The organism is Corynebacterium nasorum (assembly GCF_030229765.1).
In the GTDB taxonomy this organism is placed as follows: Bacteria; Actinomycetota; Actinomycetes; order Mycobacteriales; family Mycobacteriaceae; genus Corynebacterium; species Corynebacterium kefirresidentii.
This window is the reverse complement of the sequence record NZ_JASPGY010000012.1, coordinates 1-24,727: the sequence shown is the minus strand read 5'-3', so window position 1 is coordinate 24,727 and position 24,727 is coordinate 1. Positions and strand designations below refer to the sequence as shown.

The following is a 24,727-nucleotide window of genomic DNA, read 5'->3' as shown; positions in this document are numbered from 1 at the left end:
CTCAATCGGCATTCAAAAAGGCCAAATCTAACCCCCGCGACACGCCGAGCCAGACACACATTTTGACCCTTAACCCGCCAAAGTTCAGAAAAACAAAGAAACCGGAGGTCACGAACCCTTTCGAGTTTGTTACCTCCGGTGTCGCAGTTTGTACAACTGCTCATGGTGCCCGGGGCGGGACTTGAACCCGCACGTCCTTATCGAACACTGGCACCTGAAGCCAGCGCGTCTGCCAATTCCGCCACCCGGGCAGGGTGTGGATGTCTTAGCGACTTGATAAAGATACCACGAATGCTGCTCAGAACTACAAATCTGCAGGAAAAATAAACTATTTCGGGCAAAGAGAAGGGAAATTTCTGGGAACTTTCGCGTCGCCATCTACGTTTCGAGGTAGTGAACAAACTATACTGATCGCTACTGATCGCTGCATGGTGGAAAGGAGAATAGCTCGTGGCGTTTTTAGAAAAGCTGGCGAAGCTGGACTCCGCCATGCAACGCGGCCTTGATAATGGCATGGCACTTGTCTTCGGCGGCAAGGTCGTTCCCGCGGAGATTGATGAGCTTTTGAAGCAAGAAGCTCAGGACAATCTCGCGCGCGGCGACGATGACAACCTTTATAGTCCAAACGTGATGACTGTAGGTGTCTCCTCCAAGGATTTGGAGAACTTGTCGCAGGATCGCAATTTGCCGGCCGATTGTGCAGACCAGTTGTCGCGCTTCATTCGCAATAGCGGATGGTCCCTCGCGGGCCCCGTGATTGTGCGTGTGGCAGAAGAATCTGGTTTGCGCACGGGTCAGCTTCGCGTGTCCTCGTTTATTGATCACGAGCCCACGGAAGAGACCGGTTTTGAGGCTATTTTCCACGACTTTGATGGTCAGGAGGACCAGATGACCGAGCAGCACGAGAATACGGCTGATGACGCGGTAACTACCGCTTTCATCGCTCCAGATAGTCAACCCGCCCCGCAGCCGCAGGGCCCCGCAGTCAACCTGATGCTGCAGGATGGCTCCTCGCGCGTTTATCACGTGCAAGAAGGCTCCAATATTATCGGCCGCAGCAACGACGCCGACCTGCGCCTTCCGGATACGGGCGTATCCCGCCAGCACGCGGAGATTACCTGGAACGGCCAGGATGCGGTTCTGGTGGATTTGCAGTCCACCAATGGCACCACCGTGAATGAAACGCCGATTGATAATTGGCTGCTTGCCGACGGCGACGTGATCACCATGGGCCATTCCCACATCGAGGTCCGCATCACGGGCCTTGATTCGCACAGCTACTAAGTTCAGTTAAGGAAGGGAGGTCGCCATGGATGCAGTCATCATGCTGGCGCTTCGCATCGGCTTGTTGGCTCTGCTCTGGATTTTTATCCTGGTGGCCTTGAACGCCATGCGCCGCGATACCAATAAGTCCGCCGGTGCTATCCGCCAGCAGTCGAAGAAGGTGGGGGCACCGCGGCGTCGGGAAGCGATTAAGCAGCTGTCCATCGTTGAGGGGCCGTTGCAAGGCTCCCACATGGAATTGGGCACACTAGAGGATTGCACGCTGGGCCGAGCCTCTGATTGCGATTTTGTCACGGGCGATGATTATTCTTCTGGCCACCATGCCCGGCTATTCCGCCGCGGTAGCGAATGGGTAGTAGAAGATTTGGAATCTCGCAATGGCACCTTTGTCAATGGCGTGCGCATCGACCAACCCGAGGTAGTCGGCGCGGACTCCGAAATTAAGCTGGGCCGCACTACCGTGAGGTTGAACGCATGACACTGAAGCTGAACTTCTTTGCTAAGTCCGATCGCGGCCTCATTCGCGATAACAACGAGGACTCAGGCTACGCCGGTCCTCACCTTTTGATCTTGGCCGATGGCATGGGCGGCCACGCGGCAGGCGAGGTTGCCTCCGAGCTGATGGTCAACCACCTAGAAATTTTGGACCAAGATCCGGGCCAAGAAGACACTAAAGCACTGCTGGAAGCGGCCGCTGACCAGGCCAATGAGGCCATCAGTGATCACGTCAAGGCCCATCCAGAAACCGAAGGCATGGGCACCACGCTAACCACCATGCTCTTCAACGGCACGGATTTCGGCGTCTGCCATGTGGGTGATTCCCGCGGATACCTGCTGCGCGACGGCAAACTCGAGCAGATCACCAAGGATGATACCTACGTGCAATCCCTGGTGGATAAGGGCGAACTGGACCCAGGCGATGTCTCGTCGCACCCGCAAAAGTCCCTCATTCTAAAGGCCTATACGGGCCGCCCGGTCGAAGCAACGCTATTTACTCTCGACGCCAAGCCCGGCGACCGTATACTGTTGTGCTCCGATGGGCTTTCGGATCCGGTAACCGCCTCCACTATTGAGACCGCACTGGGGCAAGGCAGCATTGAGCAGGCCGGCTCCACCCTGGTGGACCTAGCCATCCGCTCCGGAGGCCCGGATAATGTCACCGTGGTTATCGGTGAGGTAACTGAGGAAAGCCCCCAGGAGCACAAACCATTCCGCGTGGGCGCCCTCGCGGGCCCTACGGAAGACCCAACCCATCCGGATTCTTCCGCCTCGCGGGCGGCACAGCTCTCCCGCAAGCCTCAGGTAATTCCGCCGGCCGTCATGGCGGATGCCGAGGACGAGCGCCCGGAGCCCACTGAGGACGAAGCGGAGGAGGAAACTTCCGGCCGAAAGACCGGCTGGAAGGTCCTTCTTGCCCTGCTCATCGTCCTCGCACTGGTCATCGGTGCCGGACTGTGGGCAAAAAACTTCTTGTCCAATAATTATTACGTAGCTACCAACGAGGCACAGGAAATCACCATCCAACAGGGTGCTGATTACTCCGTCTTTGGCAAGGAACTACACTCCACGAACCAATACGTGTGCATCAATGACAGCAATTCGCTCCTCTTTTCCGGCGAGCCATGCAAGGGCGACTTTGCACCGCTAAAGGTTACGGACCTACCGGAATCTGAACGCAGCGCCGTCGACCATCTCTCCACTGGTGATCTGGGTGAGGTGCAGCAGCAAGTCAATGATTTGGGCGATAAGGCGCTCAAGCCATGTATCACTGCGCCGAGCCAAAAAGATAAGAAGGATGCCAAGAAAAACAAGCCTGGCGTCACCTGCCGGGAGGTGTAGGTTGTGAAAAAGTTTTTTAGCCGAGGAACCGAACTCGGCCTGCTCATCCTAGCCGCCATTGTCTTCGCTATTACCTTGGTGAGCTTGGAGCTTTCCCAGGACAACGCTCTGACCATGGACCTGGTTTATCTCATTGGCGGGTTCATTGGCATCTTTACCGTCGCCCATCTGGTGATGTGCTTCTTAGCACCTTATGCCGATCAGATCATGCTGCCCATCGTGGCGATCCTCAATGGCATCGGGCTCATCATGTTGGCCCGCCTAGATCTGGTTAAAGAAAGCGGGCTCGCGGTGCGTCAGGTCATGTGGACCGTCGTCGGACTCGTACTCTTCGTGCTGGTCTTGGCCATTTTGAAGGATCACCGCTCGCTGACGCGCTACTCCTATATCTTGGGTGCCGCAGGCCTTGTCCTGCTGGCCCTGCCGCTGGTATGGCCGCAGCCTGCGGACGTGGAGGCACGCATCTGGATAAACTTGGGTCCGTTTTCAATCCAGCCCGGCGAGTTCTCCAAGATCTTGCTGATCTTGTTCTTTGCCATGCTGCTGACGCAGAAGCGCTCCCTATTTACCGTGGCGGGATACCGAGTACTGGGTATCTCCCTGCCGCGTTTGCGTGACCTCGCACCCATCCTGATCATTTGGGCCGTCGCGATCGTCATCATGGGTATCTCCAATGACTTCGGCCCAGCGCTGCTGCTGTTTAGCACCGTCCTTGGCATGCTGTTTATGGCCACCGGCCGAGTGAGCTGGCTGCTTATCGGCGTGGTCCTCGTCGGAGTGGGCGGTTTTGGTATTTATCAGATCTCCGCGAAAATCCAGCAACGCTTTTCTAACTTCTTAGACCCGCTGGGCAATTATGACGTCACGGGTTTCCAGCTCTCCCAGTCGCTATTCGGCTTGTCTTCCGGCGGCATCTCTGGCAGCGGCTTGGGCGAGGGGCATCCAGAACTCGTTCCGGTGGCCCACTCGGATTACATCCTTGCCGCAATAGGTGAGGAGTTCGGCCTCATTGGCCTTGCCGGCGTACTGGTGCTTTTCGGTATGCTGGCCATCCGCGGCTTTGGCACTGCGCTGCGCACCCGCGATACCTATGGCAAGCTGGTGGCTTCCGGTCTTTCTCTTACCTTGGCAGTCCAGGTCTTCGTGGTCACCGGCGGCATTTCTGCCCTGCTGCCGATGACCGGTTTGACCACGCCGTTCATGTCTGCCGGTGGTTCCTCTCTCATGGCTAACTATGTGTTATTGGCGATCTTGCTGCGGATCTCTAACGCGGCTCGTCGCCCCATGCAGGAGACCTCGAGCAATGCGCCGAGCGATACCTCCATGTTCCCGTCGGTCCAGGAGGCTCACCGATGAATAGATCCATCCGTCTAGTGTCCCTATTCGCCATCATTTTGACGGCCATCTTGCTGGTCAACTTGACGGTGATTCAGGCTTTTTCTGAAGATAAATACGCCCATAATCCGCGGAATATGCGCGGCTTCATGGAAATGCAGACCACCCCGCGCGGCCAGATCTTTGCAGGCAATACCGTGTTGGCACAGTCGACGCAGAACCCAGACGAGACCTACTCGCGCTCCTACCCCATTAATTCACCGGCCTTTGGCAACTTGACCGGCTACCTGTCTAGCCAATTTGGTGCCTCGGAACTTGAGTCCTCCCAAAATGACATCCTCAATGGCACCGATGATTCATTGATGAAGCAAAACTGGCTCGATGCTCTGGCCGATAAGCCGAAGCAGGGCGCAAATGTAGAGGTCACCATCGATCCTGCACTCCAGCAGGCTGCCTATGATCAGCTTGTGGGCCCGGGTTACGAAGGCTCAGCGGTTGCCATTCAGCCTTCGACCGGCAAGATCCTGGCCATGGCCTCCAACCCCGGCTACAACCCCAATGATCTGATGGGTGATTCCGCCGAGGATGTTTGGGCCAACCTGCAAGAGCAGGAGGGACAGCCGCTGGTCAACCACGCCGGTGCAGAAACGCTACCTCCCGGTTCAATTTTCAAGATCATCACCACCGCGGCCGGTCTGAACAACGGTTTTAATCCTTCCTCCACCTTGACCGGTTCCAATGTCATTACCTTGCCAGACACGGTGACGGAGCTGACTAACTATGCCAACCAAAAGTGCAACGGCCAAGATGCGGTGACCCTGCAGACCGCCTTTGCACTATCGTGCAATACCGCTTTTGTGGAGATGTCGGAGCAGCTTGGCGCAGATGAGTTGCGCAAGTATGCCAAGGCCTTTGGCGTGGGAGAAAACTATGACCTGGGCGTCTCCACCTCCGCCGGTACCTTGGGCGATTTGCCGGATGGGGCGGCCACGGCGCAGTCCGCCATTGGTCAGCGCGATGTCACCATGACCGCGCTGCAAGCCGCTGTTATGGCGGGCACCGTGGCCAATAAGGGCACCCGCATGCAGCCTTACCTGGTCAATCGCATTACCGACTCCCAGATGAAGGACATCCGCACCACCAAACCAAAGAAGGCGGACCAGGCGGTTAACGAGGAAACTGCGGCTACGCTTACTGATTTGATGTATGCCTCGGAGCGTTCCTCCGCTGGATATGATGGCAATGGCTTTGCTTCCAAGACCGGTACCGCTGAGCATGGCGAGGGCCTAGCCCCGCACGTGTGGTACGTTGCCTTCGATCCGGAGCGGGATATCGCAGTGGGCGTCGTGGTAAAAAATGGTGGTAACTTAGGTGAGTCCGCGACGGGCGGCAAGGTTTCCGGCCCAATTGGCCGCGCTATCCTGCGCGCATACCAGGGGGAGCAGTAATGAATAGCGCCGAGAATAAGGAACATCTCCAGGCACTGATTGGCAGCGACTACGAGCTGCAGTGGGTAATCGGCCACGGCGGAATGTCCACCGTGTGGTTGGCCGATGACACCCGCAATGATCGGGAGGTCGCACTCAAGGTTCTACGCCCGGAATTTTCCGATAACCAAGAGTTCCTCTCGCGTTTCCGCAACGAGGCGAAATCGGCCGAATCTATTCAGTCCGAGAACGTGGTAGCTACCTATGACTACCGCGAGCTGGAAGACAACGGCCGCAAATTCTGTTTCATGGCCTTGGAATACGTCCGTGGCGAATCCCTTGCAGACCTGCTGGCGCGCGAAAATACGCTCCAGGAGGAGCTGGCTCTCGACGTCCTCGAGCAGGCTGCACATGGCCTGTCCATCATTCACCGCATGGAGCTCGTGCACCGCGATATTAAGCCCGGCAACTTGCTCATTACGCAAAATGGCCAGGTCAAGATCACGGACTTTGGCATTGCCAAGGCGGCCGCAGCCGTGCCGCTTACTCGCACCGGCATGGTGGTAGGCACCGCACAGTATGTGTCCCCCGAGCAAGCACAGGGAAAGGATGTCACGCCGGCTTCCGACGTCTATTCGCTCGGCGTCGTTGGCTATGAAATGCTCGCCGGCAAGCGTCCCTTTACCGGAGATTCCTCCGTGTCCATCGCCCTAGCGCATATCAACCAGGAGCCGGATCCGCTATCGACGAATATCAGCGCCCCAGCTCGCGAGCTCATTCGCATTGCGTTGCGCAAGGATCCAGCCACCCGCTACGCCGATGGCAACGAGTTCACTCTAGCCATCTCCGCAGTCCGCTTGGGCAAGCGCCCGCCACAGCCCAAGTCCGCACCGCTAACGCAGCGCGCACCAGAGCCATCGCCGTCCGCCTCGACGGAGATGCTGGGCAACGTTGCCCAACCCACCACGATCCATCCGGCAGCGGGAACCGCTCCAGTTAAGGAATCGAAGGGTGGCTCCTCCTTTCTGAAGGGCCTGGGCATCACCTTGCTCCTCGCAGCCTTGGCCGGCGGTGGTTACCTCGCCTACCAGCAGCTAAGCGATAGCGAGGGAACGAGCGCACCCTCCAGCACGCTGGAAACCTCGGTGGTTACGGAGTACCGCGATCCCACCACCACCCACCAAGACACCCCGGACGAAGATACGGAAGAGGCCCCAGCACCGGTGACGGTGACAGAAACCGAGCCGCAGGAGACGGAGCAAGAAGAGACTCCGCGTACTACTCACCGTGAGACACCTACGCGCCACTCGCCCACCCATCAACAGCAGCCCCCGGCCCTACCGACGCAACAGAATCCGCAGGATACGCACGTTGAAAACACACCTGAGCTGGATACTCCAGTAAACTCGCAGGCTAATGAGCTCCCCGGAGACTTGGCTGATTTACTGACACAGGAGGGTGACTAAGCGATGGTCAATGACCGCTATCGGAGAGGCGAGATCATCGGCGCCGGCGGCATGTCTGAGGTCTATGCCGCCGAAGACACCGTCCTAGGCCGCCAGGTTGCGGTAAAGATGCTCCGCCCGGAAATGGCGCGCGACGTCAACTTCCGGGAGCGTTTTTACCGCGAGGCCCAGAACTCGGGCAAGTTGAATCACCCCAATATCGTGGCGGTTTATGACACCGGGGAAACCGAGCTAGATGGCATGACCATCCCGTATATCGTCATGGAACGGGTCAATGGTCGCACCTTGCGCGATATCATTCGCGAGGATGGAGCACTATCCGCCCAAGAAGCGGCGGATATCCTCAAGCCGGTAGCGGATGCACTGCAGGCCTCGCACGAAGCCGGCATTATCCACCGCGATATCAAGCCAGCAAATATTATGCTCACCAACACCGGCCAGGTGAAGGTGATGGACTTCGGCATCGCTCGCGCCTTGGATGATTCCACCTCGGCGATGACGCAAACCTCCGCCGTTATCGGCACTGCCCAATATCTTTCTCCCGAGCAAGCCCGCGGTAAGAACGCGGATGCCCGCTCGGATGTCTATGCACTGGGCTGCGTGCTCTACGAGGCCCTTACCGGTCAGACCCCATTTGAGGGCGAAACCCCGTTTGCGGTTGCTTATCAGCACGTACAGGAAGAGCCGACACCACCGTCGGAGCTCATCGCGGATCCTTCACTAACCCCCACCCAGCGCGTCAATATTGATGCGGTGGTGCTTACCGCAATGGCGAAGCACCCTGCGGATCGTTACCAATCCGCCTGGGAGATGGCCGGCGATTTGGAACGCCTGCGCAATGGACAGGTCACCGCGGCAGCGCGCATGCACGTTAATGAGGACGAGGTCGAGCAGCCTACCGAGATGGTGGGAGCCGCCGCCCCCGCCGCGGCCGCGCACCGCGCACCGATTCAATCCACCCGACCCTCCGAGGACGACGACAAGCAGGGCGGCGGCTGGATGAAGTGGTTGGCTGCCTTCTTGGCCGCCCTCTTGGTAGCTATCGTGGGCTACTTCGCCTGGGACTTCTTCTCCAATGACAAGGAGGATCCCGAAAAGCCACGCCAGACCCAATCTGCCCCGCACGACAAGATCATCGTGCCAGAGGTGGAAAACCGCCCACGCAATGAGGTGGTTAAGGAACTCGAAGACATGGGCCTGCAGGTTACCGTCAACGAGGAAGCCAACCCGGATATCCCTCGCAATAATGTCATCCGCATCAACCCCGCCCCGGGTTCCGAGCTGCAAAAGAATGCCTCGGTAACGTTGACTGTGTCCTCCGGTAAGGAAATTACAGATGTCCCGGACATCACCGGCATGACCTTGGATGAAGCCTCCCAGGCCCTCGAAGAGGCCGGCTTAGCACTCAACTCCGACGTTTCGGAGGAAAACGATGAAGCACCAGCCGGCCAAATCATCAAGCAGGATCCGGCCGGCGGCACGCAGCTGTCTAAGGGATCGAAGGTACGGGTGACGGTATCTAAGGGCGTCGAAAAGAAGCGCGTGCCCAATGTTTCCGGAATGAATGTAGAAGATGCCCAGAGCCGCCTCGAATCCAGTGACTTTGATGTAGACGTGCGCGAGGTCGATTCTTTGGAGCCGAAGGGCACGGTGCTGAGCGTATCCAATGAGGGCGCGGAGCTGGAAAAGGGCAAGCCGGTCACCATTGAGGTCTCCAATGGCATGCTCTTTAAGGCTCCTGACCTGGTACGACAGAGTCAGAAGCAGGCCGAAGATGAACTCCGCGCGGCTGGCTGGACTGGCCAGCTAGTGCCGGGTGAGCCCGTGCCGACCGGCGCACTGGTGGATAACAATAAGATTGGCTGGGCCTCTGTGAATCCAGGCGATACCATGCGTAAGGATCAAAACATTGAGGTCCGCTTGTGGAATTTCGACCCCGCTGCACTTCTGCCGCAGCCATAGCTGCTGGTATCCTAAGGTCTCAGTACGAACTTAGATAAGAACTTAAATCTAGAAAAGGTATCTTATGCCGAAGTCAAAGATTTCTCAGAGCTCCTCCGTCCCTACCTCGAGCTCTGCTACCAACCGCACCCCCGTCAAGATCAATTCGGAGGGCACCCCGAAGTGGTACGTGGCCATCATGCTGGGCCTGATGGTCATCGGCTTGCTGTGGCTCGTGGTCAATTACCTCGCTGGCCAGGACATCCCGTTCATGGCGGACCTCGGCGCTTGGAATTATGGCATTGGCTTTGGCTTGGCCATCATCGGCCTGCTGATGACCATGGGATGGCGCTAAGCTAGACCTCCCAGCCTGTTCCCTCGCCCCCTTCCTGTAGGTGGCGAGGGTTTTCATATCTAGGAGCCACATGTCTCGCCACATTTTTGCTGCTGGCCTCATCATTTCTGTGGCCTACGCGGCCGTTCACATCGCGTTTTCCGATACCACCCTACTCACCGGCGCCGCTCCCTTCCGCCTTTCCGTGCGCAACTACCTAGGCAATGTCCTGGGCTCGGGCATGGTGTGGGGAATCTTTAGCTACCTCATAGGCAAGAATTTTTCGGGCCGGTGGCTCAAGGCACCCCTGGCCGGCACGGGAATTATCGTCTTGATGCTGGCCGTGCACTACGCCTTGCTCGTGGTCTTCGGTGTGTACAACTGGCGCGAGGCATTTGAGTACAACGCCCAGTGGTTTATCCTGGCGCTCATCTCTGGACCGGTATTGGGGCTGGCCGGCGCGGCCTCGGCCCAGTTCCGGTGGTTCGACTATCTCGCCGTCCTGGGCTTCCTCCTCGAGCCTGTCATAGCAGGGCTCGTCCCAGGCAGTTCCTACTTACCCCGCACCACGACCATCCCTGGGTACTTCGCCGCTGCGACTCTCTGGCTCATCGGCGCGGGCCTCTTTTTCTGGCAGCGCCGCCTTTCCACCCGCTGAGTGCTTCCTCGGCGGCCCACCATCCCGGCATGCCGTGCACGCCAGCGCCGGGAGCTGCGGAGCTGGAGGCCATAAATACTCCTGGAGCAAGGCGATGCGGATGGGCCGAAAGGCGTGGCCGCAGCAGAGTTTGCAGCCCAGTCATCGCGCCGCCGGCAATATCGCCACCGACCAGGTTAGGGTTCCACCGCTCCAACTCGGCCGGGCTAGTGGCGTGGGTAGCCAGGATGGTATCCCGAAAACCAGGGGCAAAGCGTTCGATCTGCGCAGTAATCAGCTCGGTTACCTCACCCGGATAGCGCTCCGCATAGCCGCGCGGGACGTGCGCATAAGTCCACAGCGTAAGCCCACGGGAAGGGTCGGCCACGTATTGTTGGCAGGCCAATACTAGGGGTCGCTCGGGCATTCGCCGCTTGCCGACGTCCCCCTCTGCCCTACAGATCTCCTCCACCGTGCCTCCCACATGCACGGTGCCGGCTTGGCCCACGCGCGGATCGACCCATGGGACGGGCTCACTGAGATGAAAGTCCACTTTGAAGACGGCGCTGCCATATCGCCAGCGCGCCAGGCTCCGGCGAACACGGCTGGGAAGCTCCAGCCCACGCAGCCCCAGGATCTGCTGCGGGGTGAGGTTCAGGATGGTCGCATCGGCCTGAGGCAGCTCCCGCAGATCGGTGACCTCGCATCCGGTGTGGAGGCGGGCGTGGTGGGAACGGAGGAGGTTTAAGAGGGCGTCGATAAGAGCTCCGGTGCCACCCTCCACCACGGGCCAGCCGCGGGTCATGCCCAACCCGCCAAAGAGCAGGCCGAATGCGGAGGTAAGTGGCCTAGTAGGCGAGGTAATCGCATGTACCGCGCTGCCTGCGAAGAGGGCGCGCGCCTGTGGCGTATCGAATGCCACCCGCCCGAGCTGACTGGCGGGCGCGATGCCGGCCGCGCCGAACTGTGCCAAGCGCACGGGGCGATCGGGCCAACGCACCAACGGCGTTAGTGCATTCGCCACATGCTCATCAATGTGCCGGACAATGTGTCCGTGCAACCGCGTCCACGCGCGAGCATCGGCTCCCAACTCCGCGGCCGTATCCGCCAAAGAACTCTGCAGGATTCCGGCCGGGGCTCCCTCTAGCGGATGGGCCATGGGATAGGGGGCGTTAAGCCACCGCAAACCATGGGATTCCAGATCGAGGGCGCGGAACGCCGGACTCGCCACGCCAAAAGGGTGCCCGGCCGCTCCGAGATCCACAATCGTGCCCGGAAAAATCTCCGCAGAGGAGGCTGCCGCACCACCGGCCCAGTCGGTCCGTTCGTAGATATCCACACTCCAGCCAGCCATGGCCAAACGCGCCGCGGCCGTGAGTCCATTCGGTCCTGCGCCGACGATCACAGCGCGAGGTTGATAATCCACAATGCTCCTTATGCAGGTCAGTACCCAAATTTATCAGTCTTGCTCACACAGTGGGTAGAAAGTTATCCACAGGCTGTGGAGAAAGCCTGTGAAATGTGAATTTCACACAATTATTAACACCCTGTGGATAACTGTTTTCACGGACTTCCACAGGCGGATTTTCTTACTTCCGCACGGTCTAGACCAGCGTGATCAGGGAAAACTCCGGAAAAGCGTTCGGCAAATTACAAAAATGTAGTTATCCACATTGTGGATAAACATTGTGGAATTCTTTCGCACATGCTTTCCGGTGATCAAAATTCACAGTTATCCCCAAAACCCAGCTTGTTGGGCCAAGAGCGCGAGGATTACCGCGGCCACCACAACAACACCGCCCCAACGAAGAAAGGGGCTTTTTCGATAGAGAAAAAGGCTCAACACGAGGCCTGTGCACAACCCACCCACGTGTCCCCACAGGGATACGCCATTGGCCAGGAAGGTATAGGCCACGTTCGCCACAACCAAGGCGATGGGTGCGCGGAGATCGAGTCCGCGCTGGCGATAAGCACCTACCAGCATGACCATGAGCGCGAAGAGCGCACCGGAGGCGCCGACGGTGGGGGTATTGAAGTCGAATTTCAAGATCATGGCGGATGCGCCTAGGCAAGAGGTGAAATAAGCGGCAAGATACAACCCGGTGCCAAGCGTCCGCTCCACTTCCCTGCCTATGAGCAGGAGCATGATCATATTCACCGCCAAATGGCCCGCGTCTAGGTGCATGAACTCCGAAGACAGCGCAGTCTGGGGGCGGAAGGGATAATCCGGTCCCCACAGGCCCCAATCCGCTGCGAGCGGGGAATCATAGAAGGTGGCTCCTAGCGTGCGCGCCTGCACCGCGGTAATCAGCCAAGCGATGATGCACACGGCGGCAATGAGTGCGGTCGCTGGGGTAGCGCGGACATAGTTTCTCACCATGGTCATGAAGTTGTCAGTCCTTTAGGCGGGGATCTAGCTGTGGATAACTCGGGAAAACTGCAACGAGCCCGCCGCCGCACGAATAATGCGGTGACGGGCCCGAGGAAAAAGGCGATTACGCGATATCGATGGACTCGATAACAACGTCCTCGTGCGGACGGTCCATGCGGTCGGTATCCACCTTGGCGATCTTGGAGACGACCTCCTGGGAAGCAGCGTCAGTTACCTCGCCAAAGATGGTGTGGTGGTTGTTCAGGTGCGGGGTCGGCGCCACGGTGATGAAGAACTGGGAGCCGTTGGTGCCTGGGCCGGCATTAGCCATGGCCAGCAGGAATGGGCGATCGAACTGCAGCTCCGGGTGGAATTCATCCTGGAACTGGTATCCCGGGCCACCGCGGCCGGTGCCGGTCGGGTCGCCGCCCTGAATCATGAAGTTATCGATGATGCGGTGGAAGATTGCACCGTCATAGAACGGGCCGGACTGCTCGCCCTTTGCATTCTGGGAGGAGTAGTCCTTCTCGCCCTTGGCCAGGCCGATGAAGTTTTCAACGGTTACCGGTGCATGGTTACCGAAGAGATCGATAACAATGTCACCGTAGTTGGTATGCATCGTTGCAGTTGCGGTCTTCTGAGTCATGCCAGCCATTGTAAAGAATTTAACGCGTGCCTGCCGCGCATGACATAACGCTGTCAGCGATCGCGCTAGCCTGAAGGCATGATTCGCGCGCTTCTTTTTGATCTGGATGACACCTTGCTCGATCACACCGGCGCGGCCCGAGACGCGGTGGATCAGTGGTGCCGCAAGCTCGGCCTGCCCGAGGGCCAGCATGCGCGGTTCGCGGCCATTGAACGAAAATGGTTTCAAGCCTATGAGCGCGGCGAGGTCTCCCACCACGGCCAGCGCGCGGCGCGCTGCCGCGAATTCCTCGGCCAAGAAATGAGCGATGCCGAAGCGCTGGCCGCCTACGACGGCTATCTTTCCGCCTACCGGGATCAATGGCGCGCTTTTTCCGACGCCCTGCCCACCCTCACCTGGGCCCTCGAATCCGGCTTTCAGGTCGGCATACTCACCAACGGCGAGCGCGAAATGCAGCAGGCGAAGCTGGAGGCCACGGGCCTTGCGCTTGCCGACGTCCTCCTCATCCCCACCGTCGACCTCGGCTGCCCCAAACCACAACGGGAGGCCTACCTCGCTGCTTGCCGCCAGCTCGGAGTGGCCCCCGCAGACACGCTCATGGTGGGCGATTCCCTGGCCAACGACGTACAGGGAGCTCGCACAGCGGGTCTGCATGCGCTCCACCTCGACCGTACCGGTATGGGAGATCTCAGCTCGCTTAGTGCGCTGAGAGAGGTTCTCCCCCAAAGAGCCAGCTGACCACGATGGCGCCCGGATCGATAACGCCCTTGCTGCGATCTCCCAGGTAAGAGGCGCGGCCCTTCTTTGCCGCGAGATCCTCGGTGTCGAGGGCGCCGGCATGGGCGGCGTCGAAAAGCTCCTGCAAGGTCTCCGCGTCCGGATCCTTCGCCCCTAGCTCGCGGGCTTTTTCTGCAGCCGGGATGAGGGCATCGAGCATGGTGCGATCACCGCGCTGGGCGCCGCCGAGCTCGTGGATTAGGTCAGCCGCTACATTGAGCCCGTCCGCCAGCGACTCCGCCCGGGCCAGCTCGTTAAAGAGCGTGCCGAAGACAGCGCCAGAGGTACCACCGGCGAGGACGAGCAGGCGCTTGGCCAGCCCGGTGAAGATCTCGGTATCCGTACCGCGCAGGGGAAGCTTGATGCCACCGAAGGCAGCCTCCATGTTCTGGCCAAAGTCGCCGTCGCCGGCCCGGCGGTCTAGCTCAGTAAGCGCTTCAAAAGAGGCTTGCAGGCGTTCCACAAAGGCGGTGAGCCACTGATTCTCTTCGCCCTCGGTAGAAAGTTCATCCTGGAAGGTGATGGTGGCGGGTTCCACCGCCTTCGCGCGGCCCAGGGTGTGCGGCCAGGCGGGGGCGGCAGTGGGGGCGTCGACAAGCTCGAGCAGCTCCGCATCTGCCTTGAGCAGAGTAAAGGAAGCACCGTGCATATTGACTGCGGTGACATAGGATCCCACCAACGACCGAGCTACGGTGACGCCTCGCTGGGCCAGCTGCGCGGAGGCCTCACCAAAGAGCAAACTCAGCTCCAGCGGGGTGGTGCCGCCTAAGCCGTTGACCAGGCACACCACTTCATCGCCTTGACCCAGCTTAAGGGCTGGCACGATCTTATCCAGGACCTGATTCACGATGGCGCTCGCGCTATCTACCTGCTCGGTATGCGTGCCCGGCTCACCGTGAATGCCCACTCCCACCTCCATCTGACCGGTTGCAAGATCAAAGGTCTCGCGGCCGGTAGTCGGCATAAAACCGGCACCCAACGCCACGGACATGCTGCGAGAATTATCCGCAGTGCGCTGCCCTAATTCAGCAACCTTATCCACGTCGTCCCCGCGGTAGGCAGCAGCGCCTGCGACCTTTTCCACCAGGATGGTTGCCCCCGTGCCGCGACGGCCGGGGCCATCCTCGTGGCCATCAGTGGCAAGATCATCGGCTACCAACACCGTGCGCGTGGTTACCGCCTCGGCAGCATTGCGGGCGACGGTGAAATTCATGACGTCTCCGGTGTAATTTTTCACCACGTGGACTACTCCCCTGCCCTGGTCCGCCCACTGGGTGGCCTCGCTGACTTGCACCGCGTTGGGGGAGGTAAAAAGCAGTCCCGGACAGGCCGCAGCGAGCATGCCCTGGCCGACGAACCCGGCGTGCATCGGTTCGTGACCGGAACCGCCACCGGAAATCACCGCCACTGCTGGATCACCGTCCCCGGTGCGCAGTGGCGTGGTGCGGCCGATGAATCCGACGTCGTGCCAGCAGGCATCGGGGTGGTGGGCGATGAGCCCGGCAAGGGCATCAGAAAGGAAGGTGTCTTGGCTATTGCGGAATGCGGAGTGATTCATACCTCCACGCTAGTGATGTTTCTTACCCGAAAGCCAAGACGAGAAAAGAAACATACCGGTTCCATTCGGACACCCAGCTGATTCGCAGCAATTTCGCAATGTGCAGAGGATACTAAAGAAAGCACTACGAAAGGATCCACACATGGATTTCTTGTCCTCCCTCCACAACCTTATGGATGCAGGCTCCCTGCTCCACAGTTTTGGACCCTATATTCTGCTCGGCGTAGCCGTGGTCATCTTCATCGAATCCGGCGTGCTTTTCCCCTTCCTGCCGGGCGATTCGCTGCTCGTTACCGCCGCAATCCTGCGCCACGAGCTAGACATCAATGCCTGGCTGCTCTTTGTCGTAGCAGCAGTGGCTGCCTTCGCAGGCGACCAAGTGGGCTTCTATTTGGGTCGCCGCTTCGGGCGCAAACTCTTCAAGGACGATGCCCGCGTCCTGCGCACTGAGCACCTCGATAGCGCGGGAGACTTCTTCCAGCGCCACGGCCCGGTGGCCCTAGTATTAGGCCGCTTCGTTCCAATCGTGCGCACTTTCGTCCCCTTCGCCGCCGGCACCGCGGAAATGGGCTACTCCTCCTTCTTGCGCTGGAATATTCTCGGCGGCATCGGCTGGGTAGGTTCCATGCTGCTCGTCGGTGTCCTGCTGGGCGGTATCCCGGGCATTGCTCACTCCATCGACATCATCATGCTGATTGTGGTGGCAATTTCCGTGCTGCCGATGATCATCGGGTGGATCAACAAGCGCAGCAAGGCAAAACGAGAAATCCCGGCCAAGTAAGGGCTAGTTGCCCATTTCCCAGCCGGGATTCTGTGAGGTTAAGAGGACTTAGAGGGAATCACGTACCTCATCGCGGGCCAGAACCATATTGCGCAGAGAGGCTTCGGTCTCCTCGTAGCCGCGAGTCTTCAGGCCGCAGTCAGGGTTGACCCACAGGCGCTCGACCGGCACGTGCTTGAGCGCGGCGCGGATGAGCTCGGCCATCTCCGCCACGGAGGGCACGCGTGGGGAGTGGATATCGTAGATGCCCGGGCCAATCTCGGAATGGAAGGTCTCGTCGATATCTTCGAGCAGTTCCATGCGGGAGCGAGCCGCCTCGATGGAGGTGACATCGGCATCGAGGCCGGCAACGGCATCGATGATTTGGCCGAACTCGGAGTAACACAGGTGGGTGTGGATCTGGGTGGTCGGCTTGGCCTCGAGTGCAACGAGGCGGAAGGAGCGCACGGCCCAGTCCAGGTAGGCCTTGCGGTCTTCCTCACGCAAAGGCAGCAGTTCACGCAAGGCAGGTTCATCGATCTGAATGATGTCGATGCCGGCCTCTTCCAAGTCTCGGACCTCATCCGCCAGCGCGACGCCGAGCTGGTCCGCAGAGATGGACTGGTGGACGTCATCACGCACGAAGGACCAGGCCAGGATAGTCACCGGGCCGGTAAGCATGCCCTTGACGTGGTGCTCCGAGAGCGACTGGGCGTACTTGGACCACTCGGTGGTCATCGCAGCCGGGCGGGAGATGTCACCGACAACGATTGGCGGACGGGTGCAGCGGGAGCCATAGGACTGGACCCAGCCGTTTTCGGTGGTTACGAAACCATCGAGCAGCTCGGCAAAGTACTGGACCATATCATTGCGCTCCGGCTCGCCGTGTACAAGTACATCGAGGCCAAGGCGCTCTTGCAGCTCGATGACGGACTTGACCTCATCCTTGAGGGCGGCGTTGTAATCGGCGTCGGAAAGCTCGCCCTTGCGGTGCGCCGCACGCGCTTGGCGGATTTCCTTGGTCTGTGGGAATGAACCAATGGTGGTAGTCGGCAGCTGCGGCAAGCCGAGTTCCTTTTGCGCCTCGTTGCGCTCGGCAAAGGCAGGCTCGCGCTTGACCTCGCCGGCCGGCAGCTTCTCGATGCGCGCCTTCACCGCCGCATTGTGGATACGCTCAGAGTCAGCACGGGTGCGCACCGCGCGGTCGCTGATGTTGTACGCCTCCGGCGCTTCCAGTGGGCCCTGGGAGAGGGCTACGACTTCCTTGACTTTCTCATTGGCAAAGGAGAACCAGGTGGCGACGTCGGCCGGCAGCTTGGTTTCTGCCTCCACGGTGTGCGGCACATGCTGCAGGGATACGGAGGTAGACACAGAAAGGGAGTCAAGGCTTCCCTCTAGGTCCTCGTACTTGGAGCGCAGGTCACGTAGGTTGGCGGCCCAGACATTGCGGCCGTCGATAAGCCCAGCAACCACGTGCGAGTTCAGCTTCTTCACGCGCTCAAGGTAGCCCTCATCGAGAGCCAAGGTGCCCACGGACAGATCCACCTGGACGGCCTCTGGCTTAAGTTCCGCCAAGACCTCAAGGCCCTTGCGCGCGGAGCCATAAGGGGTGGTGAGGTAGACTTGCGGACGGTTGTCCGCACCCAAGATGGACTCATAGGCGCTCTTGATGTGGGCAGCAAGCTCCTCATCGGTGGCAACGGTCAGGTCCGCTACCAGGGCAGGCTCGGCCAGCTGTACCCACTTCACGCCGGATTTATCCAGCTCGGCCAGTACCTCCTGGTAGGCCTTGACGGCATCATCCAAGCGGTCGAGCGGGGACTTGGTCGCGCCCTCGGCCTGCTTGGACAGGGCCAGCAGGGTAACCGGGCCGACGAGGTATGGGCGCACGGTGTGACCTGCTGCGCGGGCTTCTTCCACTAGCTTGATAACGCGCTGTGGGTGCGCCTTAAAGTCCTGGTCATCAGAAATTTCTGGGACGATGTAGTGGTAGTTGGTATCGAACCACTTAGTCATCTCTAGCGGCGCGGTGTCCTTATTGCCACGAGCCAAGGTGAACTCATCATCCAGGGTCTCGCCGGCTACGGCGCCCACGGTCAGTGCGGTCTCGAGCACCTGGTCGTAGTAAGCGACGTCGGCTGGAATGGCATAGTCCTCAGTAAGACCGAGGTCGCGCAAGCGGTTATAGGTATCCAAGCGCAGGGAATGAGCGGCAGACTCAAAGGTCTCTGCATCGATGCGGCCGGCCCAATAGGATTCCAGCGCGCGCTTGAGCTCGCGGTTAGCGCCGACGCGAGGGTAGCCCTCAATCGTCGCCTTGGGGAAATTAGTGTTCGTCATTGCTTACTCCGATTCGAGATAACAGGTCTTGGGTAATGTCCGGATTGTTGTGGGTATAGATATGGAGGCCGTCCGCGCCGCCGGCCACGATGGTGCGGGCCAATTGGGCGCTAAGCTCCATGCCGATTTCGTATTCCTCTTCTGGGGTTGTCGCTGCCGCGAGCTGGTTGCGCACCCTCTCGGGTACGGTCAGCCCGGACAGCTGCCCCATTCGCTCCAACCGGCGCAGGCTGGTCATGGGCATAATCCCCGGAATGAGGGGGATTTTTACCCCGGCCAATTTCGCCCTTTGGGCGAAGCGGAGGAAGTCCTCCGCGTCGAAGAAAAGCTGGGTGATGGCAAAGTCCGCGCCGAGGCGCTGCTTATTGAGCAGGACGTCGAAGTCTTCGTCCTCGTTCTTGGATTCGGCGTGGCCGCTGGGGTAGCACGCCACGCTCACCGCGAGGCGGCCGGCGGCGAAGCGGGCGGCCTGGTGGCTTTCCAGCTGGCGGATGAGGCGAACCAGTTCATCGGCATGCTGCAGGTAGTGCTCGGGCATGCCCCCTTCCGGGAGATCCCCGCGCAGGGCCAGCAGGCCGCGCACGCCGGCATCCACCAAGCGATTGATCCACCCGATGAGCTCGTCGCGCGTCCCGGCCGTGCAGGCAAGGTGCGCCAGGGGGCGCATAGAGGTGTTCTGCGAAATCTTCTCAATGAAAGCCGCGGTTCCCTCCAACCAACCGGAGCGCTGGGAACTGGTGACCGCGATGTAATCAGGGTGATAGCTTTCCAGGACCTCTAATAGGCGGTCGATCTTGGCGGCATCGGCATCGTGGCGCGGCGGGATTACCTCAAAGGAAAGGGCCAGGCGCTCGGGCGCATGTGCTTCCTCTTCGCTTTCATAATCCAAGGGCGCGGAAGCCGAAAGTCGCGGGCTCATGGTCACCTCCTTTGCTGGTCGTCGTTGGTGTGTTGAGAAAAAACGTACCAAGCTGTTCAGTTTGCACGGTAGCGATTCTGTAATGGTGATACCTTTGCAAGCCTGCAAACTGCGAGGTTGACGAAAAATCAGGTGAATAATAATCGTGGATTCTGAACCAAGCGGTCTATTTCTAGCGCGTTCCCGCTGCACGCCGCGACGCCAACGGTGGTACACCGCCCACCACGTCACTATGCTGGGTGAAAGCGAATTGATAAATCTGAGTTAAGGAGTGTTCCACCCCCATGAACCCCACCACGCTGAACGTGGCCTTTAAGACCGCATCGAACCTGTGGAGCCAGTTCAATAACTACCGCGAGGAAAAGTCCCGCGAGGCCTACACCGCCCTGGAAGAGGCCGCACAGAAGATGGACGAGCGCGATAACGGCACCTTCGCCGAGCCACGCCGCCAGGCAGGCGCCGTTACCCGCGCCGCACACTCCCGCCTCGAGCGCGCCCTGGAGGAGTTCAACGACTACCGCGAAGACGCCACCGAGCGCCTGAACGACGCCAAGGAAGAGGCCACCAAGAAGGCTAAGAAGGCCCGCAAGCAGGCCAAGAAGGATTCTCAGAAGGCCCAGAAGAACCTCAAGAAGAAGTCCGCCAAGGTAGCTAAGAAGCAGAAGAAGAATAAGAAGTCCTCTAAGGGCTGGATCTTCGCCGGCATCATCGCCCTGCTGTCCGCTGCAGCCGGCGGTGCCTACTACTGGCTGCGCTCCAACGACAAGCCTTCCCAGACCCCGCCGCGCGTGGATGATTTCCAGTCCGATTCCCACACCGCTCCGGAGTCCACCTTGGTCTACACCTCCACCAGCGAGAATGACACCCAGTCTGACCTCGTTGAAGAAGGTGCCGTACGCGATGAGGAGCTCCTCGGTTCCATCGATGAGCAGCTGGCCAAGCACCGCGAGGAAGAAGCAGCTCAGCCGGCCGATACCACCCGCGTTACCGATGACCACCAAAACGAGGGCAAGCACCGCCTGTAAACCGAGGAATAAATACGCCTACCACCCCGCCGTGGGGGTATGCGTAGCGTTGTCTAGATCTCATTGCTTTGCCTAAACAAAAGTCTCTTGATTGAATTCCCACATTAGGGATCTTTCTACAAGGAGATGAACAATGAGCTTTGAGTCCCTCACCGTCAAGCTCAAAGACGGCTCAACGTACTACTTCCCGGCGGGCGCGGTGTCCAAAGACCCCTCCTCTCGCGTGGATAACCTGCGCTTCGCCATCGATAACGGAACCACCTTCCACTCCGTGGATGAGGCCGGCATCGAGCGCGAGTTCAACGGTCACGACGTCCGCAATTACCACCTAGCCTAAGCGTTAGCACAATCCTCTCCCCGCAGGTCAACAGCCTGTGCGGAGGGGATTTTCGCATGCCCACCCCATGCTGCTGCCCCGCCGTCTATCGTGGATCTTATGGAACTTCGCGCAACGCAGGAATCTGACCGCACCTACCTCGCCCGCCTCAATTTCCTTACCGATACCTTCGGTGACGAACACGGCGAGCTCTCCCCCGACTTCGCCGATGATTTTGCCTTCTACGTGGAAAATTGGGATCCCAACCAGGGCGGTTTCATCGCCTGGCAGGAGCTCGTCCCAGCGGGCGGCGTGTGGCTCAACTGGGGTACGGAGGACAATCACGGCTTTGGCTTTGTCGAGCCCGCCATTCCGGAGCTCGCCATCGCGGTCGAGGCCCGCTACAAGGGCCAGGGCATTGCCACCGCGCTTATCGACGCCGCCATTTCCCTCGCCCAGACCCTGCGCGCCCCCGGCATCTCGCTAGCCGTCCACCCCGATAATCCCCGCGCCAAGGGTCTCTATGAACACCTCGGCTTCGAGCACGTGGGCAGCCACGAGGATCACTTTGTGATGGTCAAGCGCTTCTAAAGCGAACGCAGGCGGGCGTGGGTGACGTAAATCGGCTCGTTATCCACGGCCGTCTTAAATTCCTCGGTCAGGCCAGCCATTACCGCCTCACGCGCCTCTTCGCGGGTGCCGTGAAAGCTCACAACCTCGCCATCCACCGCGGCCTCACCGCGCTTGCGCACCACAACGAATTCCGCGCCCTCCGGCGCCGCAACTTCCTTGTCTGCGGTGGTAAAGGGATCGCTGTAGCGAGCATTGGCGGTCATGGTTGATCTCCTGATGTTTTCGCGGGACAGTACTGATTCCCCATTCACTGTACTGAAAGTTTCTTCCCCGCGACCTTGCACACTTCCGCCCTCTTCTTTCGCTGATCACGATTTTCGTCCATATAAACCGGCACAACCGTCGACGAAAACCACGGTTTGTATGGACGAAAATCGCTAAATCAACCCCTCACCCCCGCTACGTAGAAAAAGTCCGGCCCCTCCGAAGAGGAAGCCGGACTTCATGCTGTGGAGCATAGGAGAATCGAACTCCTGACCTTCTGCTTGCAAAGCAGATGCTCTACCAATTGAGCTAATGCCCCAGTGCCTGAATACTTTACTACCGCAGGCGAAGTAACTCCAAACCTGAACCACTCAAATCACTTTGGCCACTTTAGGCATGTCCTATCACTTCAGTTACATGCAGGCGCTAGGGTCATTGACACATCGTGTCCACTTTCCCTCATCCTTAGGAAGACTATGCGTCGCATTCTCACCTCCGCCCTCACCGTGCTCGTCGCCGCTGCCGTTCCGGCGGCCGCTAATGCACAGTTGCCGCAGATTCCACAGCTGCCTGCGTCCTCCAGCTCGAATATCCAAGACGAAATCAACCACCGCATCGATGACGCCCGAGCGCAGGTCGAGGACATCTCCTCCAAGGCCTTCCCTCACAAGGCTCCTAAGCAGAAGGCGCCCACCTCGGCCCAGGAGAAGAAAACAGAGCCGCGCAATAGTGGTGGCGTCGACTGTGCCAACTGCGTAGCTATCACCTACGACGACGGCCCAGGTGCCGAGACCAACCGCCTGCTGGACAAACTTAAGGCCAAGAACGCGCACGCAAGCTTCATGGTTCTCGCCCCTAGTGCTGAGCAGCACCCTGAGCTCCTCAAACGCATGAAGGCCGAGGGCCACACTATCGGCAACCACACCAAGAGCCACCGCCAACTCAACACGCTCTCCCCTGAGCAGGTATCCCAGGAAATCGACGCCGGCAACGCCGCTATTAAGAAGGCCACCGGCCAGGGCACGCGCTGGGTACGCCCGCCCTACGGCGCTACCAACGCCACCGTGGATCAGGTAACCCGCGATAAGGGAGTCTCCCAGGCGCTATGGGACGTCGACACCGTGGATTGGAAAGACCGCAACTCTGAGCACGTCTGTTCCTCGGCCGTGCAGGGTGCCCGCGCCGGCTCCATCGTCTTGATGCATGATATCCACCCCACCACCGTGGACGCCGCCGATTGTGTCATCGATGGCCTACGCGCCAAGGGCCTCGAGCCTGTGAGCCTGGACCGCCTCCTGCGCACCCCCGTGGCAGGTAAGCGCTACTACGCTCGTGGTTAATGATTGATTTTGCCCTGACTGCCGACGCCGTCGCTCCCCAACTCCTCGGCTGCACCCTCACCCATGCCGGGGTCAGCATCCGCCTCACTGAGGTCGAGGCTTACCTAGGCGCCGAGGACTCCGCGGCACACACCTTCAATGGCAAGACCCCGCGTAATGCGGCCATGTTCGGTCCTCCGGGCAGGTTCTACGTCTATATTTCTTACGGCATCCACCGCAACGTCAATATCGTCTGTGCCCCTGAAGGCACTGGCCAGGGCTGTCTGCTGCGTGGCGGTGAAATCATCGAGGGTGCCGACATCGCCTTCGCCCGCCGTGGCACCTCTGATTTTCATAACCTCGCCCGCGGACCGGGAAACCTCGGCAAAGCCCTCGGCTTCACGCTCGAAGACAACCACCAACCAATACAGCTTGTCGAGCGAACCACCGAACCAGAATGGGTGTGCGGACCGCGTATCGGTATCTCCAAAAACCAGGAAGCGGCCCTCCGGTTTTGGATCCCCTTCGATAAAACCGTCTCGGGCCGCCGCGGCTATCCCAAGAAATAGCCCTGCTCGTTTCGCTAGCTAATAGCGCCCACCGTAGCGCTCATCATTCTCGATGGCCTTAATGATCCGCTGATTAATCTGCAGCATCTGGCGAATCTGCGTACGGGTCAGGCTATCCATGACGGACCTCCTCGCCTGCTTAGCGTGTCCAGGCGCAGTCTCTACTACTTTGTCCCAGCCGCTATCCGTGAGCTTTGCCATGGTGGTGCGGCCATCAGTCGGGCACGGCTGGCGCACGACCCACCCCTGCTTTTCTAGGCGCGTAACGACCTGGCTCAAGCGGGACAAAGATCCATTGGCGGTAATCGCCAAATCGCGCATACGCATCTCGCGACTTTCCGCCTCCGATAGCCGAGATAGCACTGTATATTCAAAAAAGCTCAAGCCTGCGTCATCGCGCAGCTGAGCATCCAAAATATTGGTTAAGCGAATATTTACGCTCATTAGAGACATAAATGATGTGAGTTCTTCATCATCCAGCCAGTAGTCATCGCGCTCGGTCATGGGATTTATTCTATCAACTTGGCTTTAATTCTAAAGTGACTCGTCACTGTCCTAAACGCAAAGGCCTTAGTGTCCAGAGGACGGCTCGATCGGCCGCTGCCTTCTCGGCAGCTTCTCTACCACCAAACGATAAGAATCCGTGACCAACTCCTCTATCAGCTGTTGGTGCAGCTCTGCGTGTGGATAGACGGAAACCCAATGCCGTTTATTCATGTGGTAGCCCGGCGCAATGAATGGATACTGCTGCTGTAGCGCTTGGCAGTCCTCCGGCTCGGCCTTAATGATCATTTGCTGTTGACCGGTCACCGCTGTCAACAGCAAGAAAATTTTGCCGCGTACTTTGAATACGTCCCAGTCGGGACCAAAAGGATGCAGCACCTGCGAGCCGAACATCTCTTCGGCGCGCTGCCGCGCAACCTTGTAGATGCCGCTCCCGTCCAACATCGCCCCCCATTTCGTTGTTAGCAGTTCCACCTCAGGGCACCGAAGATTCATAGTCTGTCCACCCGATTGGGCGGGCTAT

General features: G+C 59.3%; 25 protein-coding genes and 2 tRNA genes. 16 read left to right on the top strand and 11 right to left on the bottom strand.

Going from position 1 to position 24,727, the window contains the following annotated elements; translation table 11 throughout:
- Window positions 1-163: 163 nt before the first annotated feature.
- A tRNA-Leu gene (locus QP904_RS11350) sits at window positions 164-251 on the bottom strand.
- A gap of 199 nt (window positions 252-450) precedes the next feature.
- On the opposite strand from QP904_RS11350, the gene QP904_RS11345 reads away from it, so the two are divergent.
- The 9 genes from QP904_RS11345 (at window position 451) to QP904_RS11305 (ending at window position 10,284) form a co-directional block, all read left to right on the top strand.
- Window positions 451-1,284 carry an FHA domain-containing protein gene (locus QP904_RS11345; RefSeq protein ID WP_005326268.1) on the top strand — a complete coding sequence of 278 codons (834 nt, stop codon included), beginning with the start codon at window positions 451-453 and terminating at the stop codon, window positions 1,282-1,284.
- A gap of 25 nt (window positions 1,285-1,309) precedes the next feature.
- Window positions 1,310-1,762: an FHA domain-containing protein FhaB/FipA gene (locus QP904_RS11340; RefSeq protein WP_005329668.1), complete on the top strand. Its 453-nt coding sequence runs from the start codon at window positions 1,310-1,312 to the stop codon at window positions 1,760-1,762.
- Window positions 1,759-3,123 carry a PP2C family protein-serine/threonine phosphatase gene (locus tag QP904_RS11335; RefSeq protein ID WP_284836092.1) on the top strand — a complete coding sequence of 455 codons (1,365 nt, stop codon included), beginning with the start codon at window positions 1,759-1,761 and terminating at the stop codon, window positions 3,121-3,123. The genes QP904_RS11340 and QP904_RS11335 overlap by 4 nt, the downstream gene beginning before the upstream one ends.
- Window positions 3,124-3,126: 3 nt before the next feature.
- A complete protein-coding gene (locus QP904_RS11330) occupies window positions 3,127-4,479 on the top strand; it encodes an FtsW/RodA/SpoVE family cell cycle protein (RefSeq protein WP_086589191.1) in 1,353 nt (450 codons plus the stop codon).
- Window positions 4,476-5,906 (top strand): penicillin-binding transpeptidase domain-containing protein, encoded by a 1,431-nt coding sequence (locus tag QP904_RS11325; protein WP_239206168.1) that lies wholly within the window; start codon window positions 4,476-4,478, stop codon window positions 5,904-5,906. Before QP904_RS11330 ends, QP904_RS11325 begins: the two co-directional genes overlap by 4 nt.
- Window positions 5,906-7,351, top strand: coding sequence for a serine/threonine-protein kinase (locus QP904_RS11320; RefSeq protein WP_284836091.1), 1,446 nt, complete (start codon window positions 5,906-5,908; stop codon window positions 7,349-7,351). Before QP904_RS11325 ends, QP904_RS11320 begins: the two co-directional genes overlap by 1 nt.
- 3 nt (window positions 7,352-7,354) lie before the next feature.
- Window positions 7,355-9,313, top strand: coding sequence for a Stk1 family PASTA domain-containing Ser/Thr kinase (gene pknB / locus QP904_RS11315; protein ID WP_284836090.1), 1,959 nt, complete (start codon window positions 7,355-7,357; stop codon window positions 9,311-9,313).
- A 64-nt stretch (window positions 9,314-9,377) separates the two neighbouring features.
- A complete protein-coding gene (crgA, locus tag QP904_RS11310; protein WP_005326260.1) occupies window positions 9,378-9,647 on the top strand; it encodes a cell division protein CrgA in 270 nt (89 codons plus the stop codon).
- 70 nt (window positions 9,648-9,717) lie between these two features.
- On the top strand, window positions 9,718-10,284 hold the full coding sequence (locus QP904_RS11305) for a hypothetical protein (protein ID WP_086589174.1): 567 nt from the start codon (window positions 9,718-9,720) through the stop codon (window positions 10,282-10,284).
- Here the strand turns inward: QP904_RS11305 and QP904_RS11300 are convergent.
- The 3 genes from QP904_RS11300 to QP904_RS11290 form a co-directional block, all read right to left on the bottom strand.
- Window positions 10,235-11,689, bottom strand: a complete 1,455-nt coding sequence (locus tag QP904_RS11300; protein ID WP_086589173.1) for a phytoene desaturase family protein — start codon at window positions 11,687-11,689, stop codon at window positions 10,235-10,237. The two genes, QP904_RS11305 and QP904_RS11300, sit on opposite strands and share 50 nt — an antisense overlap.
- 306 nt (window positions 11,690-11,995) lie before the next feature.
- Window positions 11,996-12,649: a rhomboid family intramembrane serine protease gene (locus tag QP904_RS11295; protein WP_284836089.1), complete on the bottom strand. Its 654-nt coding sequence runs from the start codon at window positions 12,647-12,649 to the stop codon at window positions 11,996-11,998.
- Between the two features lie 109 nt (window positions 12,650-12,758).
- Window positions 12,759-13,289 carry a peptidylprolyl isomerase gene (locus QP904_RS11290; protein ID WP_034656094.1) on the bottom strand — a complete coding sequence of 177 codons (531 nt, stop codon included), beginning with the start codon at window positions 13,287-13,289 and terminating at the stop codon, window positions 12,759-12,761.
- Between the two features lie 69 nt (window positions 13,290-13,358).
- Here QP904_RS11290 and QP904_RS11285 point away from each other — a divergent pair, with 69 nt between their 5' ends.
- Window positions 13,359-14,018, top strand: a complete 660-nt coding sequence (locus tag QP904_RS11285; RefSeq protein ID WP_284836088.1) for an HAD family hydrolase — start codon at window positions 13,359-13,361, stop codon at window positions 14,016-14,018.
- Here the strand turns inward: QP904_RS11285 and QP904_RS11280 are convergent.
- A complete protein-coding gene (locus tag QP904_RS11280; protein WP_284836087.1) occupies window positions 13,978-15,615 on the bottom strand; it encodes a dihydroxyacetone kinase family protein in 1,638 nt (545 codons plus the stop codon). The two genes, QP904_RS11285 and QP904_RS11280, sit on opposite strands and share 41 nt — an antisense overlap.
- A 142-nt stretch (window positions 15,616-15,757) precedes the next feature.
- Between QP904_RS11280 and QP904_RS11275 the strand changes: the two genes are divergently transcribed.
- A complete protein-coding gene (locus tag QP904_RS11275) occupies window positions 15,758-16,396 on the top strand; it encodes a DedA family protein (RefSeq protein ID WP_284836086.1) in 639 nt (212 codons plus the stop codon).
- A 48-nt stretch (window positions 16,397-16,444) separates the two neighbouring features.
- Here the strand turns inward: QP904_RS11275 and metE are convergent, their stop codons facing one another.
- Both metE and QP904_RS11265 read right to left on the bottom strand, forming a co-directional pair.
- Complete coding sequence (gene metE, locus QP904_RS11270; RefSeq protein ID WP_284836085.1) at window positions 16,445-18,715, bottom strand: 5-methyltetrahydropteroyltriglutamate--homocysteine S-methyltransferase; 2,271 nt, start codon at window positions 18,713-18,715, stop codon at window positions 16,445-16,447.
- Entirely contained in the window at window positions 18,702-19,634 is a 933-nt protein-coding gene (locus tag QP904_RS11265; RefSeq protein ID WP_284836084.1) for a methylenetetrahydrofolate reductase, read from the bottom strand. Before QP904_RS11265 ends, metE begins: the two co-directional genes overlap by 14 nt.
- 284 nt (window positions 19,635-19,918) lie before the next feature.
- Between QP904_RS11265 and QP904_RS11260 the strand changes: the two genes are divergently transcribed.
- The 3 genes from QP904_RS11260 (at window position 19,919) to QP904_RS11250 (ending at window position 21,566) form a co-directional block, all read left to right on the top strand.
- On the top strand, window positions 19,919-20,659 hold the full coding sequence (locus tag QP904_RS11260; RefSeq protein WP_239228757.1) for a hypothetical protein: 741 nt from the start codon (window positions 19,919-19,921) through the stop codon (window positions 20,657-20,659).
- A 133-nt stretch (window positions 20,660-20,792) separates the two neighbouring features.
- The gene (locus QP904_RS11255) at window positions 20,793-20,996 is read left to right on the top strand and encodes a hypothetical protein (RefSeq protein ID WP_005326240.1); all 204 of its coding nucleotides are present in this window, start codon (window positions 20,793-20,795) and stop codon (window positions 20,994-20,996) included.
- 99 nt (window positions 20,997-21,095) lie between these two features.
- Window positions 21,096-21,566, top strand: coding sequence for a GNAT family N-acetyltransferase (locus tag QP904_RS11250; protein ID WP_150851190.1), 471 nt, complete (start codon window positions 21,096-21,098; stop codon window positions 21,564-21,566).
- Here QP904_RS11250 and QP904_RS11245 read toward each other — a convergent pair.
- Window positions 21,563-21,811, bottom strand: a complete 249-nt coding sequence (locus QP904_RS11245) for a hypothetical protein (RefSeq protein WP_284836083.1) — start codon at window positions 21,809-21,811, stop codon at window positions 21,563-21,565. The two genes, QP904_RS11250 and QP904_RS11245, sit on opposite strands and share 4 nt — an antisense overlap.
- A 247-nt stretch (window positions 21,812-22,058) precedes the next feature.
- Window positions 22,059-22,131, bottom strand: a tRNA-Ala gene (locus QP904_RS11240).
- A 157-nt stretch (window positions 22,132-22,288) separates the two neighbouring features.
- Here QP904_RS11240 and QP904_RS11235 point away from each other — a divergent pair.
- Complete coding sequence (locus QP904_RS11235; RefSeq protein WP_284836082.1) at window positions 22,289-23,152, top strand: polysaccharide deacetylase family protein; 864 nt, start codon at window positions 22,289-22,291, stop codon at window positions 23,150-23,152.
- Window positions 23,152-23,700 (top strand): DNA-3-methyladenine glycosylase, encoded by a 549-nt coding sequence (locus tag QP904_RS11230; protein ID WP_005326236.1) that lies wholly within the window; start codon window positions 23,152-23,154, stop codon window positions 23,698-23,700. Before QP904_RS11235 ends, QP904_RS11230 begins: the two co-directional genes overlap by 1 nt.
- Before the next feature lie 18 nt (window positions 23,701-23,718).
- On the opposite strand, the gene QP904_RS11225 is transcribed toward QP904_RS11230, so the two are convergent.
- Window positions 23,719-24,204, bottom strand: a complete 486-nt coding sequence (locus tag QP904_RS11225; RefSeq protein ID WP_005326234.1) for a MarR family winged helix-turn-helix transcriptional regulator — start codon at window positions 24,202-24,204, stop codon at window positions 23,719-23,721.
- A gap of 66 nt (window positions 24,205-24,270) precedes the next feature.
- Window positions 24,271-24,648 (bottom strand): MmcQ/YjbR family DNA-binding protein, encoded by a 378-nt coding sequence (locus QP904_RS11220; RefSeq protein WP_005326232.1) that lies wholly within the window; start codon window positions 24,646-24,648, stop codon window positions 24,271-24,273.
- Window positions 24,649-24,727: the final 79 nt, after the last annotated feature.